The sequence below is a fragment of the Bradyrhizobium sp. AZCC 1577 genome, from assembly GCF_036924575.1.
Classification (GTDB): Bacteria; Pseudomonadota; Alphaproteobacteria; order Rhizobiales; family Xanthobacteraceae; genus Bradyrhizobium.
Genome location: NZ_JAZHRQ010000001.1, coordinates 5,204,586 through 5,227,603 on the forward strand (window position 1 = coordinate 5,204,586; position 23,018 = coordinate 5,227,603).

Genomic DNA, 23,018 nt, shown 5'->3' on the forward strand with positions numbered 1-23,018 from the left:
ATCGAGCTAGTTCAATGACCAAACCCCTCGCCTCCCGCATTGCGCTCGTCACCGGCGCCTCACGCGGCATCGGCTATGCCGCGGCGCTCGCGCTGGCAAAGGCCGGCGCGCACATCATTGCCGTCGCGCGCACACAAGGCGGCCTTGAGGAACTCGATGACGAGATCCGCAAAGACGGCGGCAGCGCCACGCTGGTGCCGCTCAACCTCACCGATTTCGACGGCATCGCTCGGCTCGGCGCGGCGCTGCATGAACGCCACGGCAAGCTCGACATTCTCGTCGGCAATGCCGGGGTCGCCGGCCCCTCCTCGCCGCTCGGGCATATCGAGCTGAAGCCCTGGAACGACGTGTTCGCAGTAAACGTGACTGCTAACTTCCAGCTCATCCGCTGCATGGATCCGCTGCTCAAGGTCTCGGACGCCGGCCGCGCCGTCTTCGTCACTTCGGGCGCCGCCAGCAAGGCGAACGCCTATCAGGGGCCCTACGCGGCCTCGAAGGCGGCGCTGGACACGCTGGTGCGCTCCTGGGCCAACGAGACCGCAAGCACGAAGCTGCGCGTCAACCTGTTCAGCCCCGGCCCGATCCGCACCCGGATGCGCGCCAGCGTCTTTCCCGGCGAAGACCCGATGACGCTAGATACGCCGGAACAGGCGGCTGAATTCATCGTGCCGATGTGTGCGCCGGAATGGACCGAGACCGGCAAGCTCTATGACTACAAGACCCGCACACTGATGAGTTTTCATCCGCCGGCTTGAGCTTATTACGAGCTCTCTCATTGTAAGCACAGCGACTTGTCCGCCGGAGCTTTGGCGATGTGGAAAGCAATCCATTTCGCCGCTTGTTGAGACATGAATTCGCCATCCCCCGTGCATTGCGTGAAACTCGCCAATGACGGGTTGCTCTTTGTCTGCGATCGCATGAACGACCGCATCCAGTTGTTCAGAAAAGATGGAACCTTCGTTAAGGAATGGTTTTACGGAAAGAATACCCGGGGCAACGGTGCGGTGTGAGATCTGGCCCGAGCTGACGTCGGGCGCGCTACGATAGGTGCCTTGCCCGCGGTTCCGAGAAGGACTATCGCAAAGCCGCTGGCAGGTTCCGAAAAGAGAGCCGGCGAACAACATTTCTGGAGGAATACCATGACGACTGGAATTGCGCGGCGCTTCGCCGCTTCCGTGGCGCTTGCCGCACTCGCCCTGGCGACGCCAGCACTGGCCCAGGACAAGACCGTCAAGATCGGCGTGCTGAATGACATGTCGAGCCTCTATGCCGACATTGGCGGCCCCAATTCGGTGGCTGCAGCGAAGATGGCGATTGACGATTCCGGCCTCGCCGCCAAGGGTTGGAAGATCGATCTGGTCAGTGGCGATCACCAGAACAAGCCCGACGTCGGCGTCAACATCGCCAGGCAGTGGATCGACAACGACAAGGTCGACGTCATCGCCGACACGCCAAACTCCGGCGTCGCGCTCGCGGTAAGCAACCTCGTCAAGGACAAGAACGTCGTCCTGCTCAATTCGGGCGCAGCCACAGCCGATCTCACCGGCAAGGCCTGCACGCCGAACACGATTTCCTTTACCTACGACACCTACATGCTGGCCAACGGAACCGGCAAGGCGCTGACCAAGGCCGGTGGCGATAGCTGGTTCTTCCTGACCGCAGACTACGCGTTCGGACATGCGCTGGAACGCGACACCTCGGCGGTCGTCACCGCCAGCGGTGGCAAGGTGCTGGGCGGAGTCAGGCATCCACTGAATACGTCGGACTTCTCGTCGTTCCTGTTGCAGGCGCAGTCCTCGAAGGCAAAGGTGGTTGGCCTTGCCAACGCTGGCGGCGACACCACCAATGCGATCAAGCAGGCTTCCGAATTCGGCATCGTTGCGAGCGGTCAGAAGCTTGCGGCGCTCCTGCTCTTCATTAACGACGTTCACTCGTTGGGCTTGAAGACTGCGCAAGGTCTGACGTTCACGGAATCGTTTTACTGGGACCTGAACGACAAGACGCGCGAATGGTCCAAGCGCTTCCAGAAAGTATCACCGAAAGGCACGATGCCCTCGATGACGGTGGCGGGGGTTTATGCAGTGGTGCTGCACTATCTCAAGACGCTCGACGCGATGGGCGGCAATCCGCATGACGGCGCCAAGATCGTCGCCAAGATGAAGGAATTGCCGACCGATGATCCACTGTTCGGCAAGGGCCCGCTGCGCGCCGACGGCCGCCGTCTCATTCCGGCCTATCTGTTCGAGGTGAAGAAGCCGGAAGAGTCGAAGGGGCCGTGGGATTACTACAAGCAGATCGCCACGATCTCGGCGGAAGACGCCGCCAAGCCGCTCGAAGCCAGCGAGTGCCCGCTGGTAAAGAAGTAAGAATTGTAGGGTGGGTTAGCGAAGCGTAACCCACCTCTTTTCACGCAAGCGAGCGGTGGGTTACGCCTTCGGCTAACCCACCCTACTTTTTCAGCGTGCGCCACGCAATCAACAGCGCGAGCCCCAACAGTGCTGCCGCCAGCAGGAACGGCGCGCCCGGCAATTTCACCGGCGCCTGGTCGCTGATGAAATAGGCAAAGGTCAGCGTGAACAGGAACGGTCCCGCCATCTGGGCGATGCTGTTGACGCTGTTGGTCGCGCCCTGCAACTGGCCCTGCTGATCCGGCGCAACGAGCTGCGTCGTCAGGGCCTGGATCGCCGCGCCTGCCACGCCCCACAGCGCCATAACGGGAATGCCGGTCCAGAACAACAGCCCGGTCGGCGCCGCGCCATAGATGAAGAATCCCAGCCCGCCGCTAGCGAGCCCGAGCAGCAGCGCGCTGCGCTCGCCAAGACGCGTGACGATCGGCCCGACGCCCGCACCCTGCACCACCATGGCGCACACGCCAACCAGAGCCAGCGTGAGCCCCACCGTTGTCGTGTCCCAGCCATACCGATAGGTGGCGTAGAGCACGAAGGTGGAAGGCAGCACCACATGCGCGACCTGGCCAAAGAAATTCGCCAGCGACAGGCCAGCGAGAATCCGGTTCGAGCGCAACAGATGCAATGCGCCGAGCGGACTGGCGCTCTTCCAGTGGAACGGCGCGCGCCGATCCCGCGGCAGCGACTCGGGGAGGATCAGCCAGCCATATAGCGCGTTCGCAAAGCTCAGGCCCGCCGCGACCCAGAACGGCAGACGCGGATCCATGCCGCCGAGCAGGCCGCCGATGGCGGGGCCGAGAATGAATCCGGCGCCGAACGCCGCGCCAATCTTGCCGAACACCGCGGCACGCCGTTCCGGCGGCGTCACATCGGCGATATAGGCAAAGGCCGTGGAAATGCTGGCCGAGGTGATGCCTGAGATCACCCGCCCGATAAACAGCCAGGTCAGCGACGGCGCCAGCGCCATCAACACGTAATCCAGCGCCAGCCCGAAATTCGATAGCAGTACCACCGGCCGGCGGCCGAACCGGTCCGAGAGCGCGCCAAGGATCGGCGAGAACAGGAACTGCATCAGCGCCCAGGCGGTGCCGAACAGGCCGAAGATCCGCGCCGCCGTCGCGGTGTCGTTGTCGACAAAACTCTCCACGATCTTGGGCAGGATCGGCAGGATCAGGCCGAGCGCGAGCATGTCGAGCAGGATGGTGACGAAGATAAAGGCCGCCGCGCCACTGCGCACCGGCGGCTTATCGTCGGCAGCAGCGGTGGACGCCTGTTCGCTTATGAGGGCCGCTTGCGCTTATGCGCGAACGGATTGGCCTTTTCGCGCAGCGTGATGCGGATCGGCGTGCCCGGCAGGTCAAAAGCCTCGCGCAGGCTGTTGGTGAGATAGCGCAAGTAGGATTGCGGCACGGCGTCCGCGCGCGAGCAGAACAGCACGAAGCTCGGCGGGCGCCCCTTGGTCTGCGTGATGTAGTTCAGCTTCAGCCGGCGGCCTGACACTGCGGGCGGCGGGTTGGCATCGACTGCCTGCTCGAACCAGCGATTGAGCGCGGCCGTAGGCACGCGCTTGTTCCAGACTGCGTAGGCATCCTGGATTGCGGTCATCAGGCGATCGATGCCCTCGCCCAGCAAGCCGGACACGGCGACGATGGGGACACCTTTCACCTGCGGCAACCAGTGATCGGCACCGCTGCGTAGCGCCGAAATCAGATGCGGCTTGCGCTCCATCAAATCCCACTTGTTGACCGCGAGCACGATCGCCCGCCCCTCGCGCTCGATCAGATCGGCGATGCGCAAATCCTGTTCCTCGAACCGGTTCTGCGCATCCATCATCATCACGACGACTTCGGCAAAGCGCACGGCGCGCAGCGCGTCCGCCACCGACAATTTTTCCAGCTTCTCCTCGATCCGCGAGCGCCGCCTTAAGCCCGCAGTATCGAATACGCGGAAATCGCGTCCCTGCCAGGTGATCTCCACCGAAATGGAATCGCGCGTGGTGCCGGCCTCGGCGCTGGTCAACAGCCGCTCCTCGCCGAGCAGATGATTGATCAGCGTCGACTTGCCGGCATTGGGACGGCCGACGATGGCGACGCGGATCGGACGCTGGGCGAGATCCTCGTCCGATACGATATCGTCGTCGTCGAACTCTTCCCGCTCTTCAGCCGGCTCCGGCATCAGTGCGGCGAGCGCGTCGTAGAGATCGCTCAAGCCCTCGCCATGCTCGGCCGAAATCTGCACGGGATCGCCGAGCCCCAGCGCGTAGGATTCCATCGCGCCGATTTCGCCGTGCTTGCCCTCGCTCTTGTTGGCGACCAGCACCACCGGCTTGTTGGCGCGGCGCGCGAAATCGGCAAAGGCGCGATCGTTCGGCGTCAGGCCCGCACGGGCGTCGATCACGAACATCAGCGCATCGGCCAGGCCGATCGCGGCTTCGGTCTGCTCCTGCATTCGTGCCGTGAGCGAGCCCTTGGCGCCCTCGTCGAGGCCGGCGGTATCGATCACGGTGAATTCGAGATCGCCGAGACGCGCGCTTCCCTCGCGGCGATCGCGGGTGACGCCGGGCTCGTCGTCCACCAGCGCGAGCTTCTGCCCGACCAGCCGGTTGAACAGCGTCGACTTGCCGACGTTGGGTCGGCCGATGATGGCGATCGTAAAGGACATAAATGATCCAAACGCCCGTTTCTGAAGGGCGTGTCAATCGAACGAAAGCGACAAATTAGCGCGAGAAACTACCGCTCGGCATCGGAGCCGGGAAAGCCGATTGTTGTGAGGATTGCGCGGGCGCGGCCGATTGATCGGGCGGTGGAGCCGTGGTGCGCTTGCGCACGATCTTGGCCGGCTTGGGCGCCGGCGGCGCAGCGGCGGTGCTGCCCTCTTCCTCGGGCGCGACGGCGGGGTCCGCAGCGGCTGGTGCGGCAGCCTGCTTGCCCTTGGATTTCGCGCCACGCTTCGATTTCGGCTCTTCCGGTGGAGGAGCCGCAGCGGCAGCCTGCGCATTCGGGTCATCAACCTGTTGGTTGGCGCCCCTATAGAGATCCTTCGGCACGCCCTGCTCAAGACCCGGCACACCTTCGGGAAACACCGGCTTGCGCTCACCGGGCAATTTCTTCTTGGTGTCGAGGAAGTCGAGCATGTCGGTGGGATCGAAATTGCCCAAACCGCCACCGCCGCAGCCTGCCAGCGCGCCGGAAAGCGCGACGAGAATGGCGGCTGCGATCAAACGTTGCGGGCGGCGCATGGTCGGTTTCCCACTCAACTCGTTCTCCGTCAGCTCTTGGCGACCGGCGGCAGCAAGGCCTGTAGCGCTTCGGCACGCGAGCGCAGGCTCGGTGGCGTCTCACCGTCATTGGCGATCATATCCAGCCATTGCCGCGTCGCTCCGGCATCATTGGCGCGCCAAGCCGATAGCGCCAGCAATTCGCGCGCGGTATGGCGGAACGTGGCGCCCGGCGCAGCAGCGGCTTCGAGGCGGTCTTTCATGTTGGGATAGCTGGTGCTTTCCAGCAGCAACTGGGCCGCGCGAATCCGCGCGAGATCCTGCTCTGCGACACCGACGCTGCGGTCAGCGGCAATCTCGTCGAACAGCTTTGCCGCGGCCTGCGGATCGCGGTTGGCGACTTCCGCCGCCATGCGCAACCGTGCCAGCACGCGGTAGCCGAACGGCGCCTTCGCAACGAGATCGGCGAACGCGGCTTCGGCCTCGGCGTGCTTGTTGGCTTCCGAAAGCTCGACCGCCTTGTCGAACGCCGCCCCTGCCTCGGCCGCCTTCTTGGACTCCAGATACTGGTAGCCACGCCAGCCGCCGACGGCGGCGATGATCAAAATCAGGCCGGCGATGATCAGAAGCGAATACCGGTCCCACAGCCTTTTGAGCTGCTCGCGACGGACCTCCTCGTCTACTTCATCAAATAATTCAGACACTTAAAGATATCCCATCCCCGGGGAACCGCAGCTTCGGCGGCAGTATCGCACGCCCGATCCCGCATGGCCGGGGCGTAGCCTATCGATATGGCGGTGGCAAGGCAAAGCGAGGCGGATCAAAGCGTTAACAGCGGCTCCCAACCGCCTCCGAAATCGGCCGGCAATGTTGACATCGCGGTTCAAAGTTTGGCGTAATCCCGGCCGCTTCCATTGTCGATCCGTACTTTTTCAGGTGTTTCATGCCTCGCCACGCGCTGGTTTCGATGCTGCTTGCCTTCGGCCTGGTACCCCTGGCGGCCGCAGCGTCACTGGCCGAGGACTTCAAGCCGAAGGCGCCCGAGACGGCATTCTCGGGCAAGCTGCGCCCCGACATTTTGGGTATCTCGACCGAATCGAACGCCGAATCCGCCCGCGCCATTTTTGATTCGCTGTTCAAGGGCCGGACCGACACCAAGACCGACATCCAGCAGCAGAAGTTCGGCGGCGCCAGCTATGTCTCCGCCTTGAATTTCAGCCTTCCTGCCGGTTCGAAACAGAACGGCGAGATGCTCTCGACCAGCTTCTCCTCGCCCGCGAGCGCCAACCGCGCCTATTTCGTCGCCCGCAACCTGACCTTCGCACCGGACCAGCAGCCGTCGAAGGCGGACATGATCAAGGAGATCATGGGCAAATACGGCGTGCCGACCATCGTCGGCGACCAGCATCTGTACTACATCTATCGCAAGGGCTCGATCATGTCGGTCGGCGGCAAGTACAAGGAAGCGACTGCGCTCGAAGCGATCGACAAGCCGCTCGACCCTAGGGCCGCCGTCAAGCTCAACGGCGACACCGTGCGCGGCAGTTGCGTGGCGGTCGTCAAGCGCGCCCAGACCAAAGCCAAGGAACCGGGCGCCATGCTCACCGAGGCGAAGGGCGCGAACTGCGACGGCGTGTTGAGTGTTCAGCTCGTTCCGGGCACGCTGGCCGACCGCGTCGGTATCGCCCAATTCACCCTGCTGGACGTCAAGCAGCTCGTCAGCGCCGCCGCGATCGACAGTGCCGCGCTCGCCGCCGGGCCAAGCGAGAGCGCGATGCCCAAAGGCAGCGCGCCGAAGCTCTAAGCCGCCGTGAAAGCGTCGCGGAGCTGCCGCTTCATCACCTTGCCGTTGGCATTGCGCGGCAACGGGTCCGTCCGCAGATCCATGGTTTCCGGCACCTTGTAGTCCGACAGCCGCTCGGCGCACCAGGCGCGCAGCGCTTCGCCGCTGACGGCATTCCGCGTCACGACGACGGCATGCACGCGCTCGCCTAGCACCGGGCACGGTTTTGCGATGATTGCGCTCTCGACCACGTCGGGATGGCCTGAAAGCACCGACTCGACCTCGGCGGAATAGATCTTGAGCCCGCCGCGATTGATCATGTCCTTCTGACGATCGAACACGCGCACGAAATTCTCTTCGTCGATCGAGCCGAGATCGCCGGAATGCCAGAAGCCGGCCGTAAAACTCTCCGCCGTCGCCTTCGGATTGTTCCAGTAGCCCTTGATGACGGACCCACCGTGAATCCAGATTTCGCCGATCTCGCCGCGCGGCAGTTCGCGGCCCCCGGCATCCATCACGACGATCTGCGCGCCGGGACAGGGCAAGCCGACGCTGTCGATGTGGCTGGCGGTCAATTCGCCCGGCATCATGGTCGAGGGCGACGTGGTCTCAGTCGCGCCGTAGCAATTCATCAGCTTCAGGCCGGGAATCTTGGCATCGAGTTTCTCAATGGTGGCGATCGGCATCGGCGCACCGCCAAAGCCGCCGATCCGCCAGCTCGACAGATCGTAGCTGTCGAAATCCGGCTGCAGCAGGCAGAGATTGTACATCGCCGGCACCATCACGGTGTAGGTGACGCGCTCGCGCGCGGCGAGCTTCAAATATTCCGCCGCCTTGAACTCCGCCATGATGATCAGCGCGCCTGCGCAACGGACCATGGTCATGACGTTGGCGACCACGCCCGTGACGTGCCCGAGCGGCACGGCGGCGATCGAGCGGTCCGCTTCGGTAAGCTTCATGCATGATACGAACACCATGGCCGAATGAATGATGGTGCAATGGGCGAGCATCGCGCCCTTTGGCCGCCCCGTGGTGCCCGACGTATAGAGGATCATGGCAGTGTCCTCTTCGCCGACCTCGATTGGTGCGGCCAGCGGCGCGTTGTCAGCCAGTTCGGAAAAGCGCGAAACTCGCGGGTCGTCGTCGACAACAATCCGGCGCATCACATCGGGAATATCGCTCGCATCGGGCACACGATCGGCCAAGGCCGCCTCGTGGATCAGGAGCTTTGCGCCGCAATCGGTGAGCACATAGGCGATCTCGGGCTTTTGCTGGCGGATCGAAAGCAGCACCGTCACCAGACCGGCATGGGCCGCACCCAGCATCGTCAGCACGAATTCGATTCTGTTGCCGAGCAGCAGCGCGACGCGGTCGCCGCGCTGCAGGCCGAGTCTTTGAAATCCTGCTGCGATTTGCGCCGATTGCTGTGCGACCTCGCGCCATGTCATTCGCGTGGCGCCGCAGACCAGCGCCTCGCCGTCCGGGTTGGTCGCAACCGCTTCGGCCACCATCGCCGGAATGCTCTTGGGCCGGTCGCAAAAGACCGGGACCATCCGATCGCCAAAGCGCGGCTCGAGCCGCATCGCCGGAATGGAGTGCTGCGACCAATCCATCGCGCGCCCCGTCAGCTCTTCTTCATCTCGTAGACGTGCTCGGGTCCCGGGAAAGCGCGCGAGCGCACGTCGCTGGCGTAGCCTTGGATCGCCGCTTCGATCGCGGGGCCGAGATCGCCATAGCGGCGCACGAATTTCGGCGTCCGCGGCGACAGGCCCAGCATGTCCTCGAGCACCAGTACCTGGCCGTCGCAGGCCGCGCTGGCGCCGATGCCGATGGTCGGAATGGCGATGGTTTCCGTGATCTTGCGCGCCAGCGGCTCGGCGACCGCTTCGACCACGACTGAAAACGCACCGGCGTCCGAGATCGCCTGGGCGTCGTTCAGGATCGGATCCCAACTGCCCTCGTCGCGGCCCTGCGCGCGAAACGAGCCGAGCGTGTTGATCGATTGCGGCGTCAGTCCGATGTGGCCCATGACCGGCACGCCGCGCTCGGACAGGAACGCTACCGTTTCCGCCATGCGCACGCCGCCTTCGAGCTTCACCGCGCCGCAATGGGTCTCCTTCAATATCCGCACCGCGGAATGAAACGCCTGCTCCTTCGAGGCCTCATAGGAGCCGAACGGCATGTCCACCACGACGAGGGCATGCTTCGAGCCGCGCATCACCGCATGGCCCTGCAGGATCATCATGTCGAGCGTCACCGGCACCGTGGTCTCGAAACCGTGCATGACGTTGCCGAGGGAATCGCCGACCAGAATGACGTCGCAGTGCCGATCCACCAGCGCCGCGGTATGCGCGTGGTAGGACGTCAGCATCACGATCGGCTCGCCGTTCTTGCGCGCACGGATATCCGGCGCCGTTTTGCGCTTGATGGCAGATTGCACGGACATGTTAGGCTCCAATGACGGGAACGCCGATCACGACAGGATGGAACGCGAAGGCGAGCGCCAGATAGGCGACGAGACCGACCGCGATCGCGATCAAATCGTTGCCGGGACCGCCGACGGGAATCGGCGGGGCGCCGGCGTCGGAACGATATTTCAGCGAAATGCGATCATACACCGCCCACGCGAGAAACGAGCCGAACAGGAGGATCGAGCCGAGATCGCCATTGGCGAGCAGATGCGCCGCCGCCCACAGCTTGATGCCCGTCAACATCGGATGTTTCAGCGTCGTATAGATCCGGCCGCGGATGTAGGACGCGACAACCATGATAACCGCGGGCAGCATCAGCGCCGTCGTGATGTGCTTGAGCGCCACTGGCGGGTTCCAGAGGTCGATCCAGCCCGTTCGGCGATAAAGCGCAAAGCCCCAGATGATCAGCGCCAGACCAGCGATCGAAGCCAGCGCATAGCCGATCTTGTAGCCGCTCTCGCCCGTCGCGGAGATCACCTGCGCGCGCAGCTTGCGTTGCGTGGTAAGCGTGTGGACGCCGAAGAACAGGATCAGGCCCAGGATCAACACCAGCAGTCCCATGACGTGCCTCCCGTTGCGCGGCTGGTTTTCCGGATTATCCGGGTATCATCTTAAGGGCTTGGTGCGCAATGTGCCACGCGGCCGTTACGGCTTCTCCGCCTGCTTGCCTAGATCGCGGTTGTCGACGTAGCGGATCGCGATCGGCCGCCCGGCAAGCGCGCCGCCAAGCCCGCCGGTAAACTTCAGCGGCGTACAGGCCGCCAGCGACGCATTGATCGCGTTGAGATAGGTAGCGCGGGTGTCGGCCGGAACGCCTGCCGTGGCATAGGTCACGCGGGGCGTAGCGATGATCTCACCCGAGCGCTTGAAGCTGAACCGAACCGACATCTGCATGCCCTGACGCGCGATGTCGGAAGGTGGTGGCGACCAACAGGAGCGCAACGCCGCAAAGAGGTCGCCGATCGTATCGAGATCATGATCCGGCTTCCGGTATTTCGCGGCCTGATCCTGTGGAGGCACGCTTTCGATCGTGAGTTGCAGATTCTGGCCGTACGGATAATCGATCTCGGGAATACAGGGACCTTCGTTGAACACGCTGCAAAATGACGGCGTGCACGGTTGGCCGTCGAGCACGCTGCAGGGCGCGTGCGAAAATGGCGTGGCGTCGATCTGGCGCCGCGACTGGGCGTCGCCGGCGCTCATCCCGACGAATGTGGTGATCAGGCAGACGATGATGCACCGGAACATGCGGCCCTAAGTCCTAAGAGGCGACCCGACTAAGCTGATGCGCGCTTCGTCCCGTATCAAGGCGGACGGTGTTCACATCCCTGCGTTCATCGCGGACAGTTCCGCAATCAGGGCTTTCTCGCTGGGCTGATCGAGGACGCCGGCGGTATAGAGCGAGATGCCACCATAGAGCGTAATGTAGACCTTCATCACCGCGCGGCGACGCTCGGCCGGGCTCCCGATATCCTGGCAGAATACCCGCATGGCCTGGGCGATGACCTTGTGAACCGCGGCCTGCAGCGGCGGATTGTGCTTCATGGTGGCGTGCGGGCGGCTCGTCATCAGGGCGTACAGCCCGCGGTTGGCAAGCGCGAAGCGGACATATTTCGCGGTGTAGTCCTGTGGCGTCTCTGCCTTGACGAGGATGGCGGCGAGCCTCGTGTAGGCCTCGGCCGCAACCGCGTCGAGCAGCGCTTCGCGGTCAGCGAAATGATTGTACAGCGATCGATGCGCGACGCCGACGGCCTCCGCGACCTCGCGCAGGCTCAATTGCTCATGGCCGGCCGCGGCCACCAAACGGGTGGCGGCCTTCAGCGCTTCGGATTTCAGATTGCCATGGCGATAGGTCGCCCGGCGCGGCTTTGCGGTCATGCTCCCTTCATACAAAGGCATGAGACGCGACGCCACTGCCAGGCGGCCGAAGCTTTCCGTCAGGCCGATGCCTGTTTGGCAACGCGGTCCTCGCCGTACTGCGGCGTAATGTCCTCGTCGATCATGGCGCGGATCATCTTGATCACCGCCCCGCGCGCCCGCGCCTTGGTGGCGGCATGGGCGGCCATGTTGAGCGTGGCGAGCGCCTGTGCGGTCTCCTCGGCGCTGCGCTCCAGCGCATCCGCCGGGACGACGCGGTCAAAGAAGCCGGCGGTGACGGCCTCCATGGGGCCGAACATCTCCCCGGTCATCACTGCCCTGCTGAAATAGGCTGGCGTCAGCCGCTGCCGTGCGATTTCGATTGCAAAACGCGGCACGGTGAGCCCGATCGCGACCTCGTTCATGCCGATCCGGTAGTCGCCCTCGGCGGCAATCCGGTGGTCGCTGGACATGATCAGGAAAGCCCCCATCGGATAGGCATTACCCTGGCATGCCGCCACCACCGGCGTCGGGAACGAGAGGATGCGCAAGGCCAGTTCCGCGCCCGCTTTCACCATCAGATATTGGTCCTGGGCGCTGCCTTTGGCGAAGACGTTGAGGTCGAATCCTCCTGAAAAATGCTTGCCGCGGGCCTTCAGGATCACCACCGTCTTGTCCTTTTCCGCCTGATCGAAGGCCACATGCAGGGCGTTGAGCATGGCAAGCGACATCACATTGGCCTTGCCATCGTCGATCACGACGGTGCCGAACGGGCCGGAACGGGAATAGGTTGCGAGATCAGTCATGGGCGGTCTCCCTTTTCCAAAAAAGCATCCAGTGGATACTTCCGGAGGCGAGGCAGCGGCACAAGAGGCTTATCAAGGCTGCATGCAGGCATCCACTGGATGCATGAGTGAGCAAGCAACCAGCCCAACTGTCATCGTCCGGCTCGACCGGACGATCCAGTATTCAAGAGACGTCAGTTATTTACGGATAAGCCGCGGCGTACTGGGTCCCCCGCTTTCGTGGAGGACGACAGCGGAGATTGGTGCAGGAAGGGTGGCCGCTTACGCCTTCTTCTTCACGTCCTTGACGTTGGAGAACGTGATCCCTTCGGCGCGCTCCCTGGTATAGCCCAGGTAAAACTCGTTCTTGGCCATGAACACGGGATCGCCGTCGACGTCGTCGGCGATGCCCGAGCCGTTGGCCGCGATGAAGGCCTCTAACTTCTTGCGGTCGTCGGACGAGACCCAGCGCGCGAGCTGGAATTCCGAGACTTCGAATTCCACCGGCAGCGAATATTCCGCGTCGAGCCGTGCCTTCAGCACGTCGAGCTGCAGCGGACCGACGACGCCGACCAGCGCCGGTGCGCCGTCGCGGGGCCGGAACACCTGCACCACGCCCTCTTCCGACATCTGCTGCAGCGCCTCTTTCAGCTTCTTGGCCTTCATTGCATCCGTCAACCGCACGCGGCGGACGATTTCCGGCGCAAAACTCGGAACGCCGACGAAGGTGATGTCCTCGCCTTCCGTCAGCGTATCGCCGATCCGCAAGGTACCGTGGTTCGGAATGCCGACGACGTCGCCGGCAAACGCCTCATCGGCCACCGAGCGATCCTGCGCGAAGAAGAACTGCGGCGACGACAGCGACATGTTTTTGCCGGTCCGCACCAGCTTCGCTTTCATGCCGCGGCTGAGCTTGCCGGAGCACAGCCGTGCGAACGCGATGCGGTCGCGGTGGTTCGGATCCATATTGGCCTGGATCTTGAACACGAAGGCGCTCATGCGCGGCTCGGCTGCTTCGACCTTGCGCAAATTGCTGTCCTGCGCCCGCGGCGCCGGCGCAAACTTGCCAAGACCTTCCAGCAAGTCGCCGACGCCGAAATTGCGCAGCGCGCTGCCGAAATAGACCGGCGTCAGATGGCCCTCGCGAAACGCGTCCAGCTCGAACGGCTTGCAGGCTTCCGACACCAGCGCGAGTTCGTCCTTGATCTCGGCGACGTCGAGATTGGGGTTGCGGCCGGCAAGATCGGCGATATCGATCTGCTCGGTCGCGCCGGTCTTGGCGCCGCCGCCTTCGAGCAGGCGCACGCCGCCGTTGGCGACGTCGTAGGTGCCGAGGAAGTCGCGGCCGCGACCGACCGGCCAGGTCATCGGGGTGGTGTCGAGCGCCAGCGTCTTTTCGATCTCGTCCAGCAGTTCGAACGTGTCGCGGCTCTCGCGGTCCATCTTGTTGATGAAGGTGATGATCGGAATGTCGCGCAGCCGACACACCTCGAACAGCTTTCGCGTCCGCGCCTCGATGCCCTTGGCGGCGTCGATCACCATGACGGCGGAATCGACCGCGGTCAGCGTCCGGTAGGTGTCTTCCGAGAAGTCTTCGTGGCCGGGCGTGTCCAAGAGGTTGAAGACGAGGTCCTGGAATTCGAAGGTCATCACCGAGGTCACGACCGAGATGCCGCGCTCGCGCTCGATCTTCATCCAGTCGGAACGGGTATTGCGCCGCTCGCCCTTGGCCTTGACCTGCCCTGCCAGATTGATGGCGCCGCCGAACAGCAGGAGCTTCTCGGTCAGCGTGGTTTTGCCGGCGTCCGGATGGGAGATGATCGCAAATGTGCGCCGCCGCGCGACTTCATCTGATAGCGGCGAGCGGGACGGCGATTCGGCTGTAACGGCAATGTCGGACATGAGGCTCGAGCGTTTGGCAGGGAAAACCGCGCTGATCAAGCCTCATTTGGTGGTTGCGAGGGCTCCTGGCCAGTCCCATATCGGCAGCGGAAGGACGGCCTTCCAATTTTGCAGCTCATCCGCGGGGACGACCCTGCCTGGTTCGGAGGGTTGTCATGGCCTGGATCGTGTTGTTCGTCGCCGGTCTCATGGAAGTGGGTTGGGCGATCGGCCTCAAATATACCGAGGGTTTCACGCGACTTGTTCCATCCGTCCTGACGCTCGCCTGCATGGCAGGGAGCATCGTCCTGCTCGGCCTTGCCTTGAAAGCGCTTCCGATCGGAACCGCCTACGCGGTATGGACCGGCATCGGCGCGGTCGGAACGGCCATCCTGGGCATCGCGCTGTTCGGCGAACCCGCGACCGCCGCCCGCCTCGCCTGCATCGGACTGATCGTGGCCGGCATCGTCGGGCTTAAACTCGTCACCGGATCAGCGTAGCAACAGCACGGCCCAATAGGTCAGCGCCGCGATAATCGCCGACGCCGGAATGGTGATCACCCAGGCATACACGATCGAACTCGCGACGTTCCAGCGCACCGCCGAGACCCGCCGCGCCGCGCCGACGCCGACGATGGAGCCAGTAATGGTGTGGGTCGTGGATACGGGAACCCCGAGATAGGTCGCCATGAACAGGGTCGCAGCTCCACCGGTTTCGGCGCAAAAGCCCTGCATCGGCGTCAATTTCGTGATCCGCAATCCCATGGTGCGGACGATCCGCCAGCCCCCCATCAACGTGCCGAGCCCCATCGCCGCCTGGCAGGAAATCACGACCCAGAACGGGATGGCAAAATCCGCCCCGAGGTGGCCTTGCGAATACAAAAGCACCGCGATGATGCCCATGGTCTTTTGCGCGTCGTTGCCGCCATGGCCGAGCGAATAGAGCGATGCCGAGACGAATTGCAGGATGCGGAAGGCGCGGTCCACCGCAAACGGCGTCGAGCGCACCGACAGCCAGGACACGATCGCAACCAGCACCAGCGCTAGCAGAAACCCGACCAGCGGCGACAACACGATCGCCAGCAGCGTTTTTGACAGGCCGCTCCAGACCGCCGCGGAAATCCCGGCCTTGGCCACGCCTGCGCCGACCAATCCGCCGATCAACGCGTGCGAACTCGAGGATGGAATGCCGAGCCCCCAGGTAATCAGGTTCCAGACAATGGCCCCGACCAGCGCAGCGAAGATCACAGCCGCATCGACGACGTCGGGCTCGATGATCCCCTTGCCGATCGTGTTGGCGACATGCAGCCCGAAGACGAGAAAGGCGATGAAATTGAAGAAAGCCGCCCAGAACACCGCATAATGCGGGCGCAGCACGCGAGTCGACACGATCGTCGCGATCGAATTGGCGGCGTCGTGCAGGCCGTTGAGGAAATCGAACAGCAGTGCGACCGCGATCAGGAAGATCAGAATCGGTAGGCCAAGCGTGGCGTCCACTGAATTGGCCCTGCCCTATACCTGTTCGATCACGATCGAGTTGATCTCGTTGGCGACGTCGTCGAAGCGATCGGATACTTTTTCGAGATGCTTGTAGATCTCGGCGCCGACGACGAAGTCCATCGAATTGCCGTTGCGGTGCTTGAGAAACAGTTCCTTCAAGCCGATGTCGTGAAGATCGTCGATACGGCCCTCCAGCTTTCCGATTTCCTCGGTGATGGCGGTCAGCATCGCGACGTTGTTGCCGATCGACTGCATCAGCGGGATCGCGCGGCTGACGAGATTGGCGCACTCGACCAACAGCGTGGCTATTTCGCGCATCGGAGGCTCGAACGTTCGGACCTCGAACAGCACCACCGCCTTCGCGGTCTGCTGCATCTGGTCGATCGCGTCGTCCATCGACGTGATCAGATTCTTGATGTCGCCGCGGTCGAACGGGGTAATGAAGGTGCGGCGGACCGCGGTCAGGACCTCGCGGGTGATTCCGTCGGCGTCGTGTTCGAACTGATTGACTCGCTGGCAGAATACCGGCGTCTCGTCGCCGCCGCGCATCATGTCCTGCAACGCCAGCGCGCCCTGCACGACCGTCTGGGCGTGGCGGGCAAATAGGTCAAAAAACCGCTCCTCTTTGGGCAAAAAGGCACGAAACCAGCGCAGCATGGGTATTTTTTCCGTCGTTCAGAAACAGCCGCGGAGCGCGCTGTCACAAAACTGTCATAGATCATTCGAGGGAAAAGCGCGCGACGTCCGGCCCCAGGAACCGGGTCATCCACCACTTTGTGGAGCCGAAAAACTGCGCCCAAACCGCCGTTTTTAGAGGGATCGGCGGAAATAATGCGCGATCTCGCCGATGATGCCTCGGCGGAACGTCAACACGCAGGCCACGAAGATGACGCCCTGGATCACCGTCACCCATTGGCCGAAGCCGGCCAGATATTGCTGCATGGCAATGATAACGAAGGCCCCAACGACCGGACCGAACACCGTGCCGAGGCCGCCGACCAGCGTCATCAGCACGATTTCACCCGACATCGTCCAGTGCACGTCGGTGAGGGAGGCGTTCTGCGCCACGAACACCTTCAGCGAACCCGCAAAGCCCGCAATCGTTCCGGAGAGGATGAAAGCGAGCAGCTTGTACTGGTCAGTCTTGTAGCCCAGCGAGATCGCGCGCGGCTCGTTTTCGCGAATGGCTTTCAAGACCTCGCCGAACGGCGAGTTGATGGTGCGGTAGATCAGGAGGAAGCCGCCGAGGAATCCGGCAAGCACCACGTAGTAAAGCACCGTGGGCTTGGCGAGATTGAATATTCCAAACAGATAGCCCTGCGGAATACCCTGGATGCCGTCCTCGCCATGCGTGAACGGTGCCTGCAGATAGATGAAATACAGGAGCTGCGAGAGCGCCAGCGTGATCATCGAAAAGTAGATGCCCTGGCGACGGATCGAGATGAAGCCGGTGACGACGGAAAGCGCGGCGGCGCCGGCGACACCGACCAGAATTCCGACTTCCGGCGTTACACCCCAGACCTTGAGCGCATGCGCCGAGCAGTAGCCCGCGGTCCCCAGAAACATGGCGTGGCCGAACGACAGCAGGCCGCCATAGCCGATCAGGAGGTTGAAAGCGCAAGCAAGCAGCGCGAAGCACAGCGCCTGCATCACGAAGAACGGATAGATGCCCGTCAGGGGTACGAGCCCCAGCAGCACCGCCATCCCGGCGAACACGATCATTTCGTCGCGCATCGCTTGCGGCGTTATCGGCAGTGTGTCGTCAGTCAATGTGCTCATGTCAGGCAGCCCGTCCAGTCAGTCCCGTTGGCTTCAGCAGCAACACCAGCACCATCAGGACGAACACCACGGTGTTGGAAGCTTCGGGATAAAAATACTTGGTCAGTCCCTCGATTACGCCGAGCGCAAATCCGGTGATGATCGATCCCATGATCGATCCCATACCGCCAATCACCACCACCGCGAACACGACGATGATCAGGTCCGCGCCCATCAATGGCCGGACCTGGTTGATCGGCGCGGACAATACGCCGGCCAGCGCCGCCAAGCCGACGCCGAGGCCGTAGGTCAGCGTGATCATCCGCGGCACGTTGATGCCGAATGCGCGTACCAGGGTTGGGTTTTCAGTCGCCGCACGCAGATTGGCGCCGAGCCGGGTCTTCTCGATCAGGAACCAGGTCGCAAGGCACACCACGAGCGAGAAGACGACGACCCAGCCGCGGTAGATCGGCAGGAACATGAATCCGAGATTCATGCCGCCCTGTAATCCGCGGAACCCGCCGACCTCCGGATAATCAGGAATCGCGTACGGCAGGCCGGACGAGCCGAAGTAATTCTGGAACACGCCCTGCACGATCAGCGCGATGCCGAACGTCAACAACAGCCCGTAGAGGTGGTCGAGACCGGCCAGCCATTGCAGCATGGTCCGTTCGAGGATCATGCCGAAGATGCCGACGACAATCGGCGCGATGATCAGGGCCCACCAGTATCCAATCCCCGTGAGATGCAGCAGAAAATATGCGCAGAACGCGCCCATCATGTAGAGCGCGCCATGGGCGAAATTGATGATGTTGAGCATGCCGAAGATCACGGCGAGCCCGAGACTGAGCAGCGCGTAGAATGATCCGTTGATCAATCCCACCAAAAGCTGGGCGTAGAGAGCTTGCATCGGTTTCGCACTCAATCTCGTTATGATGCGGGTTAGCTTGGGCCGCGAGAGAAGGCCCGCCGGCATGACGCCGACGGGCCATCGTTGTTACTTCTTTACCAGCGGACAGGCGCTTTCCGAAAGCGGCCGGAAGGCCTGCTCGCCGGGAGTGGTGCCGATCAGCTTGTAATAGTCCCACGGCCCCTTGGATTCGGAGGGTTTCTTGACCTCGAACAGGTAGGCCGGATGAAGCTTGCGGCCGTCGGGGCGGATCGTGCCCTTGCCGAACAGCGGATCATCGGTGGGCGTTTCCTTCATTTTCGCCACCACCTTGACGCCATCGTGCGGATTGCCGCCCATTGCATCGATCGTCTTGAAATAGTGGATCAGGCCCGAATACACCCCGGCCTGCACCATCGACGGCATCGCCTTGTTCTTCATCCGCTCGGAGAAACGCTTCGAAAACGCGCGGGTGCCGTCGTTCAGATCCCAGTAGAAGGTTTCCGTGAAGTTCAGGCCCTGAGCCACCTTGAGGCCGAGGGAGTGGACGTCGTTGATGAACAGCAGCAGTCCCGCGAGCTTCTGCCCGCCCGAGACGATGCCGAACTCTGCAGCCTGCTTGATGGTATTGGTGGTGTCGCCGCCGGCGTTTGCCATGCCGATGATCTTGGCCTTGGACGCCTGTGCCTGCAGCAGGAACGAGGAGAAGTCCGACGAATTCAGGGGGTGCCTGACGGTGCCGATAACCTTGCCGCCCGACTTGACGACGACCGCGGAAGTGTCGCGTTCCAGCGCGTGGCCGAACGCGTAATCCGCAGTCAGGAAGTACCAGGTATCGCCACCGGCCTTCACCAGCGCCTGGCCGGTAGAGTTGGCGAGCATGTAGGTGTCGTAGACCCAGTGAATCGTGTTCGGCGAACACTGCGTATTGGTGAGATCCGACGTCGCCGCGCCGGTATTGATCATGATGGCGTTCTTTTCCTTCACCAGATTGTTGACCGCCAGCGCCACGCCGGAGTTCAGCACATCCACGAAGATATCGACCTTGTCGACGTCGATCCATTGACGGGCGACGGTGGTGCCGATGTCGGGCTTGTTCTGGTGGTCGGCGGAGACGATGTCGATCTTCCAGCCCTTGGCCGCAAGGCCGGAATCCTCGACCGCCATCTGGGCGGCGACCGTCGAGCCGGCGCCGCCAAGGTCAGAGTAAAGTCCGGAATTGTCGGTGAGCACGCCGATCTTGACCGTCTTGTCTTGCGCCACGGCGCTGCCTGCGGCAAGTGCCAGAGCGGTGCCGAGGAAGAGCGCTGAAATCCGATGTTTCATAGTATCTCCATTATTCCAGAGTGCAGCAAAGTACCGATTAAACGCCGAGATAGGTGTGGAGCTTGTCCATATTGGCCGACAACTCCGAATTCGCAAAACCGTCAATGACCTTACCGTGCTCGACGATGTAGTAGCGGTCGGCCACCGTGGAGGCGAAGCGGAAATTCTGTTCGACGAGCAGGATGGTAAAGCCTTCCGACTTCAGCCGAGCGATGGTGTGACCGATCTGCTGGATGATGACGGGCGCCAAACCTTCGGTCGGCTCGTCCAGCATCAGAAACCGTGCGCCGGTGCGCAGGATTCTTGCGATCGCTAGCATTTGCTGCTCGCCGCCCGAAAGCTTGGTGCCCTGGCTGTTGAGGCGCTCTTTCAGGTTCGGAAACAATTCGAAGATCTGGTCGAGCGACAGCCCGCCACTGCGCACGATCGGCGGCAGCAGCAGGTTTTCGCGCACGTCGAGGCTTGCGAAAATGCCCCGCTCCTCGGGACAGAATGCGATGCCTAGGCGCGCGATCCTATCGGACGAGGCGCGCGTGATGTCCTGACCGTTAAAACGGATCGACCCGGTACGCTTGCCGATAATTCCCATCACCGACTTCAGCGTCGTGGTCTTGCCGGCGCCGTTGCGGCCGAGCAGCGTGACCACCTCGCCCGCCTTCACATTGAAGTTGATGCCGTGAAGGATATGCGATTCGCCGTACCAGGCCTGCAGGTCGGAAACGGAAAGAATCTCCGCGCCCGCCGGTTTGGCGGTGGCTTCGGCCATTTTCAACTCAGGCATGACCGGCCCCCAGATAGGCTTCCTTGACGCGCTCGTCCTTGGACAATTCGGCATAATCGCCTTGCGCCAGCACCTGACCGCGCGTCAGCACAGTGATGATATCGGACAGGTCGGCGACCACGGAGAGATTATGTTCGACCATCAGGATGGTGTGCCTCGCCGAGATACGCTTGATTAGGGCTGCGATCTTGTCGATGTCTTCATGACCCATGCCCGCCATAGGCTCATCGAGCAGCATCATTTCCGGGTCGAGCGCCAGCGTCGTCGCAATCTCCAGCGCGCGCTTGCGTCCATAGGGCATCTCGACCGCCGGTGTATTGGCGAACTCGCTCAAGCCCACGTCGTTCAGCAAGTCGAGGGCGCGGCCGTTGAATCGGTCGAGCACGCGCTTGGAGCGCCAGAAATCGAACGAGCTTCCATGCTGGCGCTGTAGCGCGACACGAACGTTTTCCAGCGCCGTCAGGTGCGGAAACACCGCCGAAATCTGGAACGAACGCACTAGCCCGAGGCGGGCCACATCGGCCGGCGCCATCGCGGTGATGTCCTGCCCCTTGTACAGGATCTGCCCTGCAGACGGCCTCAGAAACTTGGTCAACAAGTTGAAGCACGTCGTCTTGCCGGCGCCATTCGGCCCGATCAACGCGTGAATGCTGCCGCGCCGTACCTTGAGGGCGACATCGCGAACGGCGAAGAAACCCGCGAATTCCTTGGTCAATCCGTGGGTTTCGAGAATGAACTCATCAGCCAAACAAATTTCCCCCTCAGCCGTCTCCGCGAGTTCGCCCGCGCGCGGCCAGTTTTTTCCTGTTCGGGCAGGCTCTCCTGGACGTCCTGGAAACCGTCCCGAGCCCGCCGCCTCCGGCCGGAATATGCCGTCAACGCGATGGATTAGGCAAGGCGGAATGCTGCCACGCCCGACCGTGCGCTTGCGGTTCCGGATGCGCCATAAGTCGAATAGCGCGCCGGCGCCGCTCGGCCGGGCCACGAGCCACGCTCAACCGCAACCTCGCGCCGGCAAGCCATCGTTAACGGTGTTTTGCTGCAATCGGGCGCGCTTTCACACAATATTTCCCCTCGGGGCGCATCATCTCGCGATTTGGATCGCGCAGGAATTGCCGCCTTGAAATTTGAAAGCGCCGGACCGTCGGTCATCAAATCCATCAAGCAGCGCGACCTGCTGAACACCTGGCTGCGGCTTTACGCCCGCGACCAATCGATACCGCGCATGGCGGAATACCAGCCGGCGCGGATCGAGGACGAACTTCCCGACCTGGTACTCTACACCGTCGATACCAGCACCCAGCCGCCGCGCCTGACCATCCAGAGCGACGGCACGCGGATGTCGACGGCTTATGGGAATACCGGCAAGGGCCGCTATCTCGACGAGTATCTCGGCGCAAGGCTCGCTCCGATCGTGATGCCCGTCTATCATGAATGCATCGCGCGCCGTCTTCCTGCCTATACCATCGCCAATATCGACGACATCTACGGGCGAATCGTCGCCTATGAGCGGCTGTTGCTGCCGTTCTCGGATGACGGCAGCGTCACCCATGTCATCGCTTCGCTGAAAACCATCAGCGAGGATGGCGGCTTCGAGATCAAGAATCTGATGCGCGGAAACGACCAACTGCCGGTGCCGAAGCTTCGCGCCATCATCGACCGCGATCTCTTCCATCGCGCGCCAGGCCGCATTCCATCCGGCGATGAACTCGAATTCGATTAGGCCTTCCCCCCGCGCGGCTTCGACGCGACCTCGCTCGCATAGATATCCGGCTTGAACCCGACCAGCAATTTGCCGCCGAGATCGAGCACCGGCCGCTTGATCATCGAGGGCTGCGCCAGCATCAGCGCCAACGCCTTGCGCTCGTTGAGGCCTTCCTTGTCGCTGTCGGGCAACTTCTTGAACGTCGTGCCGGCGCGGTTGAGCAGTATTTCCCAGCCAACATTGTCGGACCATTGCTTGAGCTTGTCCTTGCCGATGCCGGCAAGCTTGTAATCGTGAAAGTCGTAGGCCACGCCGTGATCGTCGAGCCAGGCGCGCGCCTTCTTCATCGTATCGCAGTTCTTGATGCCGTAGATGGTGATGGGCATTGTCGTTGCATTCCGGAATGTCGTTATTGGTCCCGCCGGACCGGATTAGAATTAAGCAGATCGGCGAATCTATCATAGACTGAAGCATCATTCCGCGCCGGGACCAGCCGATGGAATTCACCGTATTGTTTCTGGCCATAGTCATCGTGATGCTGATCGCCTGGCGCGGTCGGCGTCCGCTCGCGCTTGGCCTGTTCGGAGCCGTGCTGATCGCGTGCATCGCCACCTATCTGCACCACGCGACCGATACGCTGAAATTGTCGTTCTGAGGG

25 protein-coding genes are annotated in these 23,018 nt (G+C 62.5%); 6 read left to right on the forward strand and 19 right to left on the reverse strand.

What is annotated here, in order from left to right; genetic code table 11:
- Window positions 1–14: 14 nt before the first annotated feature.
- Together V1278_RS24825 and V1278_RS24830 are read left to right on the forward strand one after the other, a co-directional pair.
- Window positions 15–755: an SDR family NAD(P)-dependent oxidoreductase gene (locus V1278_RS24825; protein WP_334368429.1), complete on the forward strand. Its 741-nt coding sequence runs from the start codon at window positions 15–17 to the stop codon at window positions 753–755.
- 384 nt (window positions 756–1,139) lie between these two features.
- On the forward strand, window positions 1,140–2,366 hold the full coding sequence (locus V1278_RS24830; RefSeq protein WP_334382490.1) for an ABC transporter substrate-binding protein: 1,227 nt from the start codon (window positions 1,140–1,142) through the stop codon (window positions 2,364–2,366).
- An 82-nt stretch (window positions 2,367–2,448) separates the two neighbouring features.
- Here V1278_RS24830 and V1278_RS24835 read toward each other — a convergent pair whose 3' ends face one another.
- Genes V1278_RS24835 through V1278_RS24850 form a run of 4 tightly spaced genes read right to left on the reverse strand, consistent with a single transcriptional unit; the run spans window position 2,449 to window position 6,329 of the window.
- Window positions 2,449–3,690 (reverse strand): TCR/Tet family MFS transporter, encoded by a 1,242-nt coding sequence (locus V1278_RS24835; protein WP_334368427.1) that lies wholly within the window; start codon window positions 3,688–3,690, stop codon window positions 2,449–2,451.
- A complete protein-coding gene (gene der, locus V1278_RS24840) occupies window positions 3,687–5,069 on the reverse strand; it encodes a ribosome biogenesis GTPase Der (protein WP_334382492.1) in 1,383 nt (460 codons plus the stop codon). The genes V1278_RS24835 and der overlap by 4 nt, the downstream gene beginning before the upstream one ends.
- Before the next feature lie 55 nt (window positions 5,070–5,124).
- Window positions 5,125–5,646, reverse strand: a complete 522-nt coding sequence (locus tag V1278_RS24845; RefSeq protein ID WP_334368426.1) for a hypothetical protein — start codon at window positions 5,644–5,646, stop codon at window positions 5,125–5,127.
- Between the two features lie 29 nt (window positions 5,647–5,675).
- Complete coding sequence (locus tag V1278_RS24850) at window positions 5,676–6,329, reverse strand: tetratricopeptide repeat protein (protein ID WP_334368425.1); 654 nt, start codon at window positions 6,327–6,329, stop codon at window positions 5,676–5,678.
- A gap of 239 nt (window positions 6,330–6,568) precedes the next feature.
- Between V1278_RS24850 and V1278_RS24855 the strand changes: the two genes are divergently transcribed.
- Window positions 6,569–7,429, forward strand: coding sequence for a hypothetical protein (locus V1278_RS24855; protein ID WP_334368424.1), 861 nt, complete (start codon window positions 6,569–6,571; stop codon window positions 7,427–7,429).
- Here the strand turns inward: V1278_RS24855 and V1278_RS24860 are convergent.
- From V1278_RS24860 to V1278_RS24890, 7 genes are all read right to left on the reverse strand, one after another.
- Entirely contained in the window at window positions 7,426–9,021 is a 1,596-nt protein-coding gene (locus tag V1278_RS24860) for a class I adenylate-forming enzyme family protein (RefSeq protein ID WP_334382493.1), read from the reverse strand. The two genes, V1278_RS24855 and V1278_RS24860, sit on opposite strands and share 4 nt — an antisense overlap.
- Before the next feature lie 11 nt (window positions 9,022–9,032).
- A complete protein-coding gene (gene panB, locus V1278_RS24865; protein WP_334382494.1) occupies window positions 9,033–9,854 on the reverse strand; it encodes a 3-methyl-2-oxobutanoate hydroxymethyltransferase in 822 nt (273 codons plus the stop codon).
- A gap of 1 nt (window position 9,855) precedes the next feature.
- Complete coding sequence (locus tag V1278_RS24870; protein WP_334368421.1) at window positions 9,856–10,440, reverse strand: NnrU family protein; 585 nt, start codon at window positions 10,438–10,440, stop codon at window positions 9,856–9,858.
- 84 nt (window positions 10,441–10,524) lie between these two features.
- Window positions 10,525–11,127 (reverse strand): hypothetical protein, encoded by a 603-nt coding sequence (locus V1278_RS24875; protein ID WP_334382495.1) that lies wholly within the window; start codon window positions 11,125–11,127, stop codon window positions 10,525–10,527.
- A gap of 72 nt (window positions 11,128–11,199) precedes the next feature.
- Window positions 11,200–11,757 (reverse strand): TetR/AcrR family transcriptional regulator, encoded by a 558-nt coding sequence (locus tag V1278_RS24880; RefSeq protein ID WP_334368419.1) that lies wholly within the window; start codon window positions 11,755–11,757, stop codon window positions 11,200–11,202.
- Between the two features lie 59 nt (window positions 11,758–11,816).
- Complete coding sequence (locus V1278_RS24885) at window positions 11,817–12,542, reverse strand: crotonase/enoyl-CoA hydratase family protein (RefSeq protein WP_334382496.1); 726 nt, start codon at window positions 12,540–12,542, stop codon at window positions 11,817–11,819.
- A 261-nt stretch (window positions 12,543–12,803) separates the two neighbouring features.
- Entirely contained in the window at window positions 12,804–14,423 is a 1,620-nt protein-coding gene (locus V1278_RS24890; protein WP_334382497.1) for a peptide chain release factor 3, read from the reverse strand.
- A gap of 155 nt (window positions 14,424–14,578) precedes the next feature.
- On the opposite strand from V1278_RS24890, the gene sugE reads away from it, so the two are divergent.
- Window positions 14,579–14,902: a quaternary ammonium compound efflux SMR transporter SugE gene (gene sugE / locus V1278_RS24895; RefSeq protein ID WP_028346535.1), complete on the forward strand. Its 324-nt coding sequence runs from the start codon at window positions 14,579–14,581 to the stop codon at window positions 14,900–14,902.
- Here sugE and V1278_RS24900 read toward each other — a convergent pair.
- From V1278_RS24900 to V1278_RS24930, 7 genes are all read right to left on the reverse strand, one after another.
- The gene (locus V1278_RS24900; RefSeq protein ID WP_334368416.1) at window positions 14,894–15,898 is read right to left on the reverse strand and encodes an inorganic phosphate transporter; all 1,005 of its coding nucleotides are present in this window, start codon (window positions 15,896–15,898) and stop codon (window positions 14,894–14,896) included. The two genes, sugE and V1278_RS24900, sit on opposite strands and share 9 nt — an antisense overlap.
- Window positions 15,899–15,913: 15 nt before the next feature.
- A complete protein-coding gene (locus V1278_RS24905; protein ID WP_334368415.1) occupies window positions 15,914–16,558 on the reverse strand; it encodes a DUF47 domain-containing protein in 645 nt (214 codons plus the stop codon).
- 153 nt (window positions 16,559–16,711) lie between these two features.
- Window positions 16,712–17,680 (reverse strand): branched-chain amino acid ABC transporter permease, encoded by a 969-nt coding sequence (locus V1278_RS24910; RefSeq protein ID WP_334368414.1) that lies wholly within the window; start codon window positions 17,678–17,680, stop codon window positions 16,712–16,714.
- Window position 17,681: 1 nt separating this feature from the next.
- Window positions 17,682–18,569, reverse strand: a complete 888-nt coding sequence (locus tag V1278_RS24915; protein WP_334368413.1) for a branched-chain amino acid ABC transporter permease — start codon at window positions 18,567–18,569, stop codon at window positions 17,682–17,684.
- 87 nt (window positions 18,570–18,656) lie between these two features.
- Window positions 18,657–19,874 carry an ABC transporter substrate-binding protein gene (locus V1278_RS24920; protein WP_334368412.1) on the reverse strand — a complete coding sequence of 406 codons (1,218 nt, stop codon included), beginning with the start codon at window positions 19,872–19,874 and terminating at the stop codon, window positions 18,657–18,659.
- A 37-nt stretch (window positions 19,875–19,911) separates the two neighbouring features.
- A complete protein-coding gene (locus V1278_RS24925; RefSeq protein WP_334368411.1) occupies window positions 19,912–20,655 on the reverse strand; it encodes an ABC transporter ATP-binding protein in 744 nt (247 codons plus the stop codon).
- Window positions 20,648–21,403, reverse strand: coding sequence for an ABC transporter ATP-binding protein (locus tag V1278_RS24930; RefSeq protein WP_334368409.1), 756 nt, complete (start codon window positions 21,401–21,403; stop codon window positions 20,648–20,650). Before V1278_RS24930 ends, V1278_RS24925 begins: the two co-directional genes overlap by 8 nt.
- Before the next feature lie 372 nt (window positions 21,404–21,775).
- On the opposite strand from V1278_RS24930, the gene V1278_RS24935 reads away from it, so the two are divergent.
- A complete protein-coding gene (locus V1278_RS24935; RefSeq protein WP_334368408.1) occupies window positions 21,776–22,378 on the forward strand; it encodes a PAS domain-containing protein in 603 nt (200 codons plus the stop codon).
- Here the strand turns inward: V1278_RS24935 and V1278_RS24940 are convergent.
- Window positions 22,375–22,746 (reverse strand): ArsC family reductase, encoded by a 372-nt coding sequence (locus V1278_RS24940; RefSeq protein WP_334382498.1) that lies wholly within the window; start codon window positions 22,744–22,746, stop codon window positions 22,375–22,377. The genes V1278_RS24935 and V1278_RS24940 overlap by 4 nt on opposite strands.
- A gap of 110 nt (window positions 22,747–22,856) precedes the next feature.
- Between V1278_RS24940 and V1278_RS24945 the strand changes: the two genes are divergently transcribed.
- Window positions 22,857–23,015 carry a DUF5993 family protein gene (locus V1278_RS24945; protein ID WP_198027979.1) on the forward strand — a complete coding sequence of 53 codons (159 nt, stop codon included), beginning with the start codon at window positions 22,857–22,859 and terminating at the stop codon, window positions 23,013–23,015.
- The last annotated feature ends 3 nt before the right edge of the window (window positions 23,016–23,018 follow it).